The 7831-nt window shown below is 73.2% G+C and carries 8 protein-coding genes and 1 pseudogene; 7 read left to right on the top strand and 2 right to left on the bottom strand.

Annotated features, from left to right (window positions below; genetic code table 11):
• Both GA0115240_RS33270 and GA0115240_RS33265 read left to right on the top strand, forming a co-directional pair.
• Nucleotides 1–523: SpoIIE family protein phosphatase (locus GA0115240_RS33270; protein ID WP_161302634.1), on the top strand; the 523-nt coding region annotated here is incomplete at its 5' end.
• 182 nt (nt 524–705) lie between these two features.
• The gene (locus tag GA0115240_RS33265; RefSeq protein ID WP_093742592.1) at nt 706–2205 is read left to right on the top strand and encodes an aminopeptidase P family protein; all 1500 of its coding nucleotides are present in this window, start codon (nt 706–708) and stop codon (nt 2203–2205) included.
• A 39-nt stretch (nt 2206–2244) separates the two neighbouring features.
• Here GA0115240_RS33265 and GA0115240_RS33260 read toward each other — a convergent pair whose 3' ends face one another.
• The gene (locus GA0115240_RS33260; protein WP_093742590.1) at nt 2245–2688 is read right to left on the bottom strand and encodes an ATP-binding protein; all 444 of its coding nucleotides are present in this window, start codon (nt 2686–2688) and stop codon (nt 2245–2247) included.
• A 205-nt stretch (nt 2689–2893) separates the two neighbouring features.
• Here GA0115240_RS33260 and GA0115240_RS33255 point away from each other — a divergent pair, with 205 nt between their 5' ends.
• The 5 genes and pseudogenes from GA0115240_RS33255 to GA0115240_RS33235 form a co-directional block, all read left to right on the top strand.
• Nucleotides 2894–3826, top strand: coding sequence for a hypothetical protein (locus tag GA0115240_RS33255; protein WP_093742588.1), 933 nt, complete (start codon nt 2894–2896; stop codon nt 3824–3826).
• A 189-nt stretch (nt 3827–4015) separates the two neighbouring features.
• Nucleotides 4016–4837: a YcnI family copper-binding membrane protein gene (locus tag GA0115240_RS33250; protein WP_093742586.1), complete on the top strand. Its 822-nt coding sequence runs from the start codon at nt 4016–4018 to the stop codon at nt 4835–4837.
• A 210-nt stretch (nt 4838–5047) separates the two neighbouring features.
• Nucleotides 5048–5725, top strand: coding sequence for an SCO family protein (locus GA0115240_RS33245; RefSeq protein WP_093742584.1), 678 nt, complete (start codon nt 5048–5050; stop codon nt 5723–5725).
• The gene (locus GA0115240_RS33240; RefSeq protein ID WP_256070161.1) at nt 5722–6225 is read left to right on the top strand and encodes a copper chaperone PCu(A)C; all 504 of its coding nucleotides are present in this window, start codon (nt 5722–5724) and stop codon (nt 6223–6225) included. The genes GA0115240_RS33245 and GA0115240_RS33240 overlap by 4 nt, the downstream gene beginning before the upstream one ends.
• Nucleotides 6226–6232: 7 nt before the next feature.
• Nucleotides 6233–7456: pseudogene (locus tag GA0115240_RS33235) on the top strand (copper resistance protein CopC); the annotation flags it as partial.
• Here the strand turns inward: GA0115240_RS33235 and GA0115240_RS39475 are convergent.
• A complete protein-coding gene (locus tag GA0115240_RS39475; RefSeq protein ID WP_370673402.1) occupies nt 7429–7689 on the bottom strand; it encodes a pentapeptide repeat-containing protein in 261 nt (86 codons plus the stop codon). The pseudogene GA0115240_RS33235 and the gene GA0115240_RS39475 overlap by 28 nt on opposite strands.
• Nucleotides 7690–7831 lie beyond the last annotated feature (142 nt).

The raw sequence follows: 7831 nt of genomic DNA, 5'->3' as shown, positions 1-7831 counted from the left end.
GCTGCGCGCGTCGCTGCGGGCGTACGCGGTGATGGAGGGCGAGGACCCGGTGGCCGTGCTGTCCGATCTGGAGCTGCTGATGCGGCTGACGGAACCGGCCCGCTCGGCGACCGCCCTGTTCGCCTACGCCACCGCCGCGGCCGGCGGCGGCCACAAGCTGGTGCTGGCCGGCGCGGGGCACTGCCCGCCGCTGCTGGTCGGGAACCACCGCTGCGAGTACGTCGAGACCTCGCTGTCGGCGCCGCTGAACATGCTCAGCTGCTGGGAGGCGCCCAGCGTGGAGCTGCGCGCCCGGCCCGGCGAGAGCCTGCTGCTCTACACCGACGGCCTGCTGCACCGGACCGGCGAATCCGCCGACCGGGCCGTCGCCCGGCTGCACTCCGCCGCCCAGAGCGCGCCGCGCGCCGTCCGCGAGAACCCGGAGCTGCTCGCCGACCACGTCCTGCACACCCTGCTGCCGGACGGGCTGGACCTGGCGGACGGGGCCGAGGACCTGGTGCTGCTGGTGACGCGCTTCGAGTGACGGCCGGTGACCGGTCCCGAACGGCCGCTTCGGCGGGCCCCGGGGCAGGGTGCGGCCGGCTCCGGGACAGCTGCGGCCGGCCCCGGGCGGCGGGTCGTGGCCGGTTTCCGGCGACCCGCGGCGGCCCGTGTGATTCCGCCGACACAGCGGCCCCTCTTCCGCACCGCCCGGGCCCACCTACGATGGGCCAAAGGTTCACATTGCGGCATGACGAGGAGGCGGACGTGGCCGAGGCCCGGGACGAGCAGGGCGTGGCGAAGGACAAGCCCATCAAGCAGCGCAAGAACGGGCTGTACCCCGCTGTGTCCGAGGAGCTGGCCACCGTCATGAAGTCCGGCTGGGCCGACACCGAGCGGCATGGTCTCGAGCCGATCGAGCAGGCGCCGTACGCCGCCGCCCGCCGCGCCGCGCTGTCGGCCCGCTTTCCCGGCGAGCGGATCGTGGTGCCGGCCGGCCGGCTGCGGACTCGCTCCAACGACACCGAATACCCGTTCCGCGCCGCCACCGAATACGTCCATCTGACCGGCGACCAGACGCAGGACGCCGTCCTCGTGCTCGAACCGCTGCCGGCGGGCGGCCACCAGGCGACGGCCTACCTGCTGCCGCGCTCGGACCGGGAGAACGGCGAGTTCTGGCTCGACGGCCAGGGCGAGCTGTGGGTCGGCCGGCGCAACAGCCTCGCCGAAGGCGAGCAGTTGCTGGGGCTGGCCTGCAAGGACGTCCGCCGGGCGGCCGAGGAGCTGCGGGCCGCGACCGGACCGGTCCGGGTCGTTCGCGGCCTCGACGCCGGCATCGAGGCGGCGCTCGCCGACAAGGTGACCGCCGAGCGGGACGCCGAACTGAAGTCGTTCCTGTCCGAACTGCGCCTGGTCAAGGACGCGTACGAGATCGGCGAGCTGCAGAAGGCCTGCGACTCCACCGCCCGCGGCTTCGAGGACGTCGTCAAGGTGCTGGACCGGGCCGAGGCTACCTCGGAGCGCTGGATCGAGGGGACGTTCTTCCTGCGGGCCCGGGTCGAGGGCAACGACATCGGCTACGGCTCCATCTGCGCCGCGGGGCCGCACGCCACCACGCTGCACTGGGTGCGCAACGACGGCCCGGTCCGCTCCGGCGAACTGCTGCTGCTCGACGCGGGCGTGGAGACCACCTCCCTCTACACCGCCGACGTCACGCGCACCCTGCCGATCAACGGCCGCTTCTCTCCGCTCCAGCGCAAGATCTACGACGCGGTGTACGACGCCCAGCAGGCCGGCATCGCGGCGGTCAAGCCGGGCGCCGGCTACCGGGACTTCCACGAGGCGGCCCAGCAGGTGCTGGCCGAACGGCTGGTGGAGTGGGGACTGCTGGAGGGCCCGGTCGAGCGGGTGCTCGAACTGTCCCTGCAGCGACGCTGGACCCTGCACGGCACCGGCCACATGCTCGGCCTCGACGTGCACGACTGCGCGCAGGCCCGTACCGAGACCTATGTGGACTGCACGCTGGTGCCGGGCATGGTGCTCACCGTGGAGCCCGGTCTGTACTTCCAGCCGGACGATCTGACGGTGCCGGCGGAGTACCGGGGCATCGGGGTGCGCATCGAGGACGACATCGTGGTCACCGACAGCGGCGCCCGCAATCTCTCGGACGGTCTGCCCCGGCAGGCCGACGAGGTCGAGGAGTGGATGGCCGCGCTGCGCGGCTGACCGCACCGCCCGAGCCGGCCCGGCTCGCCCGCAGCGGTCTCAGGATGCTTGCAGCAGGGCGTCCTCACGCCATTTCAGGACCTTGTCGAAGGCCACGATCGTGCCGTGTCCCGGCCGGTCGTGGAACTGGACGTGGTCCACGAGTGCTTCGATCAAGAAGAGCCCGCGTCCGTGCTCGGCGTGCTGACCCCTGAGGGTCGTCGGCCGGGCCGGACGGCGGATGCGGTCGCGGGAGAAACCCGGCCCGGAGTCGGCCACTTCGATACGGCAGCGGTCGCCGTCGATCTCGGCGGTGACGCTGTAGCCCGTGGCGGATCCGGCGTGTTCAACGGCGTTCGCACAAGCTTCGGAGAGCGCCACCGAGAGATCGAAGGAGATGTCGGGATCGACCCCGGCCGTCTCCATCGTTCCCAGGAGCAGCTTCCGCGCCAGCGGAACGCTCGCAGCCTCGCGCCGCAAATGGAGTGACCACCAGATGCTCATGCTCCAGCCTCCTGGCTGCGGCTCGACATACGGTTACGTATTGCCGCGAAGAGGCTTCGGTAAGCGTGGTGTTGACGTGATACCGCTCATTCGGCGGATGTGACACCCCGGCGTACGGGTGTAAAGGGACGACCGGAACACACCACCGCGAGCCGGGCACCCGGTGTTTTCACCCGCGGGGCGCGGTGAGAGGATGTGCGCCGTCATGGTCACTCCCGCCCCTTCCGTGCGCGCGGGCGCCGGTATGCGAATGTCGCGGGCCGCGGTGTTCACCGCGGTCTGCGTCGTGCTGGCCGCCGCCGGGCACACCATGGCCTCCGGCCGGACCGTGCCGGGCTGGTCGCTGCTGTTCGGCTGGCTCGCGGTGTTCGCGGTCGTGGCGCCGCTGGCCGGGCGGGAGCGGACGCTGCCCGGGATCGCGGCGCTGCTCGCGCTGGGGCAGTTGGCGCTGCACGCGGTCTTCAACGTCGGGCAGATGTGCGCCACGATCTCCGGTACGGCTGCGGGCGCGGGCTCCGGCAGCCCGGCCGGAGCCGGCGCGGGCCCCTTGGCCGCTCCCGGATCCGGCGACGGCGGTCTGATGGCCGTGGCCGCCCGCCTCGTGTGCGACAACCACGGGCTGCGGCTGACCCCGGCCGCCGCCCGGCAGGTGGTGGTAGGGGCCGGGCTCGACCCGGCGACGCTGGGCTCCCGGCTGCACATGCCGGGGATGCGCATGCCCGGGATGGACATGCCGGGCGTGCGGGCCGCGTCCGGGGCGGCGGGCTCCGAGCACGCGGCCACCGCCGTGACGCGCTCCATGACCTCGATGACATCGATGCTGTCCATGTGCTCCCTGCCGATGCTGCTGGGCCACCTGCTGGCCGCCGTGGTGGCCGGCTGGCTGCTGCGGCGCGGCGAGGCCGCGCTGTGGCGGCTGATCCGGCTGTCGGCACGGGGCGTTGCCAGCCTGTCCGCGCTGTCGCCCGCCGTGCTGCGGCGGGCCTGGGCCCTGCTGTCCGCGCTGGCGGCCCGGGTGCCGTACGCCGGGCCGCGTGCCCGCCGCGTCGCCCGCGGACCCGGCGCCCGGCACCGTACGGTCTGGCTGCGGCACTGCCTGGCCGGACGGGCTCCCCCGGTGGTCGTGCTCGCGGCCTGACGCGCCCCGGCGGTCCACTGCGGTGGGCTCCTGCCCGACGGCGCGCGTGGCCGCCGGTCGCCGATCCGGCCCTCACCCGCGGACCACCCGCGGAGGGCGGCGGCGACCCGCGCTTCCCGCCGCCGCCGGGCGCGGTGTGCGGGTTCCACGACTCCGTCAGCACCACCTCACCGTGGAGAAACCACTGCCATGAGCAGCTCTCGTATGCGCGGCCGTGCCGCGACCGTCGCCGCGCTCGCCGGTTCGGCCGTCCTGCTGGCCGCCGTGCCCGCCTTCGCGCACGTCACCGTGACGCCGGACACCGCACAGAAGGGCGCCTACAGCACGGTGTCCTTCAAGGTCCCCGACGAGGAGGACCACGCCAACACCACCAAGGTGGAGGTCAATCTGCCGACCGACCACCCGATCGCGTCGGTGTCCATCCAGCCGGTGCCCGGCTGGACCGCCCAGGTCACCACGACCAAGCTGGCCACCCCCATGAAGACCGACGACGGCACGGTGGACCAGGCCGTCTCCAAGATCACCTGGAGCGGCGGCAAGATCGCACCCGGGCAGTTCCAGCAGTTCCCGGTCTCGCTCGGCCCGCTGCCCGCCGACGCCGACTCGTTGTCGTTCAAGGCGCTGCAGACGTACGACAACGGTGACATCGTGCGCTGGATCGAGATCCCGCAGGCGGGCCAGCCGGAGCCGCAGAATCCGGCGCCGACGTTGAAGCTCACCGCGGCCGACCCCGCGGACGGGGCGCCCGGCACGGCCGGCTCGGGTGCGGCCACCGCCGGAACGCCCGCCGCGGCGCCGGCCGCCGATCCCTCGGGCTCGCAGGCCGCGTCCAGCGCCGCCTCGACGAGCACCAGTGACGGCACGGCCAGGGCGCTGGGCATCGTCGGCATCGTGGTCGGGGTGATCGGCGTCGGCTTCGGCGTCTTCGCCGGCCGGCGCAGGGAACCGGCGACGGGTACCGGAGGCGCGGCGGGCGGGACGTCCGGCGGGCCATCGGAACCGGCTGCCTGAGCCGCCCCGCCGGACTCGTCCGATCCGTGGTCGGGTCCGGGGCCGGGCGGCGGAGCCTTCGCACCGCCGCCCGGCCCCCGGGGGCCGCCGGCTCCGGCGCCCCGGAAAAGCCCTGAAGCCCCGGAAGCCCCGCTGCTCCGAACCGAAGCCCTGAATTCTGAAGTTCTGAAGCCTTCACGCCTTGAAGCCCCGTACAAAGGAACCGCCTTCATGCGCACCACCCGCAAGCTCGGCAGTGCCGCCGCCGCACTGACCGCCGCCTCCGTCCTCCTGCTGACCGGCTGCGGCGGGTCCGGCGGGTCCGGCGGGTCCGCCGCGTCCTCCGACGCCGGAAACGTGGCGTCCGTCTCCGGCGTGCAACAGGCCGGCACACTGCTCGACACGCCCTTCGCCAAGCCGCAGATCACGCTGACCGACAACCACGGCAAGCCGTTCGACCTGGTCCGGCAGACCGCCGGGCACCCGATGCTGCTCTTCTTCGGCTACACGCACTGCCCCGACGTCTGCCCGACCACCATGAGCGACATCGCGCTGGCCAAGTCGCGGCTGCCCAAGGCCGACCAGGACAAGCTGCGCGTGGTGTTCATCAGCTCCGACCCCGAGCGCGACACCCCGGCCCGGCTCACCGCGTGGCTGGGCGCGATGGACAAGAGCTTCATCGGGCTGACCGGCAAGTTCTCCGCCATCCAGGCCGCCGCCCGCTCGGTCGGTGTGGGCATCGACCCGCCGGTGAAGGAGAAGGACGGCAGCATCACCGTCACGCACGGCGCCGAGGTGCTGGCCTTCTGGCCCAAGGACAACAAGGGCCATGTGCTCTACATGTCCGGCACCACCGCCGCGCAGTTCCAGCACGACCTGCCCAGGATCATCCGGAGCGAGGCCCCGTGAGCCGGCGGCGCGCGCTGGCCGGCGCGCTCGGCGGAACCGCCGCGGTGGCCGTCGCGGCGGTCGCCGGGGTGATCCTGGCCGGCTCCTCGTCCTCGGGGGCGAACGCCTCCGCGCAGCCCGGTTCCCCGGCCAAGCTCTCGGTCAGCGCCGCGTACATACCCCAGCCGCTGCTCACCGACCTGGCCGCCGCCTACTTCACGGTGACCAACTCCGGGGGCACGGCGGCCGAGCTGACCGGTGTGAGCACCCCGCTGGCCGCACACGTCACCCTGCACTCCACTTCCGGCACCACCATGTACCAGGTCGCCTCGCTGACGGTGCCGGCCGGCGGCCGGCTCACGCTGGGCACCGGCGCCGACCATCTGATGCTGGAGAGCCTGACCCGCAAGCCGCCGGTCGGCGACAAGGTGACCCTGACCCTGCACTTCGCGCATGCCACGCCCGCCACGATGACCGTCACCGTGCCGGTGCGACCGACGACGTACCACCCGGAGGGCTGACGAGCCGATGGATCCACGGTTGTACGCGACCCCCGCTCCCCAGCGGCGACCCGGCCGCCGGCCGGTGCTCCGCAGGCTGGCCGCACTCGCGATCGGGCTCGGCGCCCTGCTCGGACTGCTGCTGGGCACCGCCGCGCCCGCCTCCGCGCACGCCGCGCTGATCGGCACCGACCCCGCGCAGAACTCGGTGGTCAAAACGGCGCCGCAGCGGATCGTGCTCACCTTCTCCGAAGGGGTGCTGCTCTCCTCGGACAGCCTGCGGGTGCTCGACCCGCGCGGTACGGACGTGGCGGTGGGCACCCCCGGCCACGCGGTCGGCAAGGACGCCGGCGCCACGTCCACGGTGGCGCTGAAGCCGGGACTCACCGGGGGCACGTACACCGTGGCGTGGCGGGCCATCTCCCAGGACAGCCATCCCGTCGCGGGCGCCTTCACCTTCTCGATCGGCGCGCCCTCCAAGACCACGGTGAGCGTCTCCGGCGAAGCGGCGGCCGGCAACGGCGCGGCGAGCGTCTTCTACGGCATCGGCCGCTATCTCGCCTACGCCGGGTTCGCGCTGCTGGTCGGCGGCTCGGTCTTCTTGACGGTGTGCTGGCCCAAGGGCGCCCTGCTGCGGCCGATGCAGCGGATCGCGACCACCGGCTGGGTGGCGATGGTGGTCGCGACCATCGGGCTGATCATGCTGCGCGGCCCGTACGTCAACGGCAAGGGCCTGGGACAGGCCTTCGACCTCGACGTGATGCGCACCCAGCTGGAGACCAGACCGGGAGCGGCCCTGATCTCCCGGCTGCTGCTGCTCGCCGCGGCGGCGGTCTTCCTCGCGGTGCTCTTCGGCAGCTACGCCAAGCGCGACGATCCGGCTGAACGGGCCGATCTGGCCTGGGGCCTCGGTATCGGCGGCGGTGTCGTCGCGGTCGGCATCGCGGCCACCTGGGCGATGGCCGAGCACGCCTCGGTGGGCATCCAGCCGAAGGTGGCGATGCCGGTGGACGTGGTGCATCTGCTGTCCATGGCGGTCTGGCTCGGCGGCCTGATCACGCTGCTGACCGCGCTGTGGGCGCCTTCCACGGCGGGCACCGTCGAACGGGCCGCGGTGCGCCGCTTCTCCGCGCTCGCGCTGGGCGCCGTCAGCACCCTCATCGCCAGCGGGACGTATCAGGCCTGGCGGCAGATGGGCAGTTGGAAGGCGTTCACCGACACCTCCTACGGGCGACTGCTGCTCATCAAGATCATCCTGGTCTGCGTGCTGGTGGGCGTGGCCTGGTTCTCCCGCCGCTGGACGCAGGCGATCGGCGAGCGGCCCGCGACCGTCAAGCCGTCAACGGCCAGGCCGGTGAAGACCGCACCGGTGAAGACCGCACCGGTGAAGACCGCGCCGGTGAAAGCCGCACCGGTGAAGGCCGCGTCCGTACGGGCCGCGTCCGAGCAGTCCGCGCCCGTCGAGGCGGCTGTCGAGACGCCCACCGAGTCGGCCGTCGAGCCGACTGTCCTGGAGACCTCCGGTGGGAGGCGGACGCCCTCCCGGCCGGTGAAGCAGGCGACACCGCTGTGGTCGAGGGGGCGGCCGGCCTGGCCGCGGTGGTCCGGCAGCCGGCCGGCGCGGCGG

Source organism: Streptomyces sp. DvalAA-14 (assembly GCF_900091855.1).
Taxonomy (GTDB): Bacteria; Actinomycetota; Actinomycetes; order Streptomycetales; family Streptomycetaceae; genus Actinacidiphila.
Note: the sequence above shows the minus strand (reverse complement) of the source record. Positions and strands in the feature narration are given on the sequence as shown.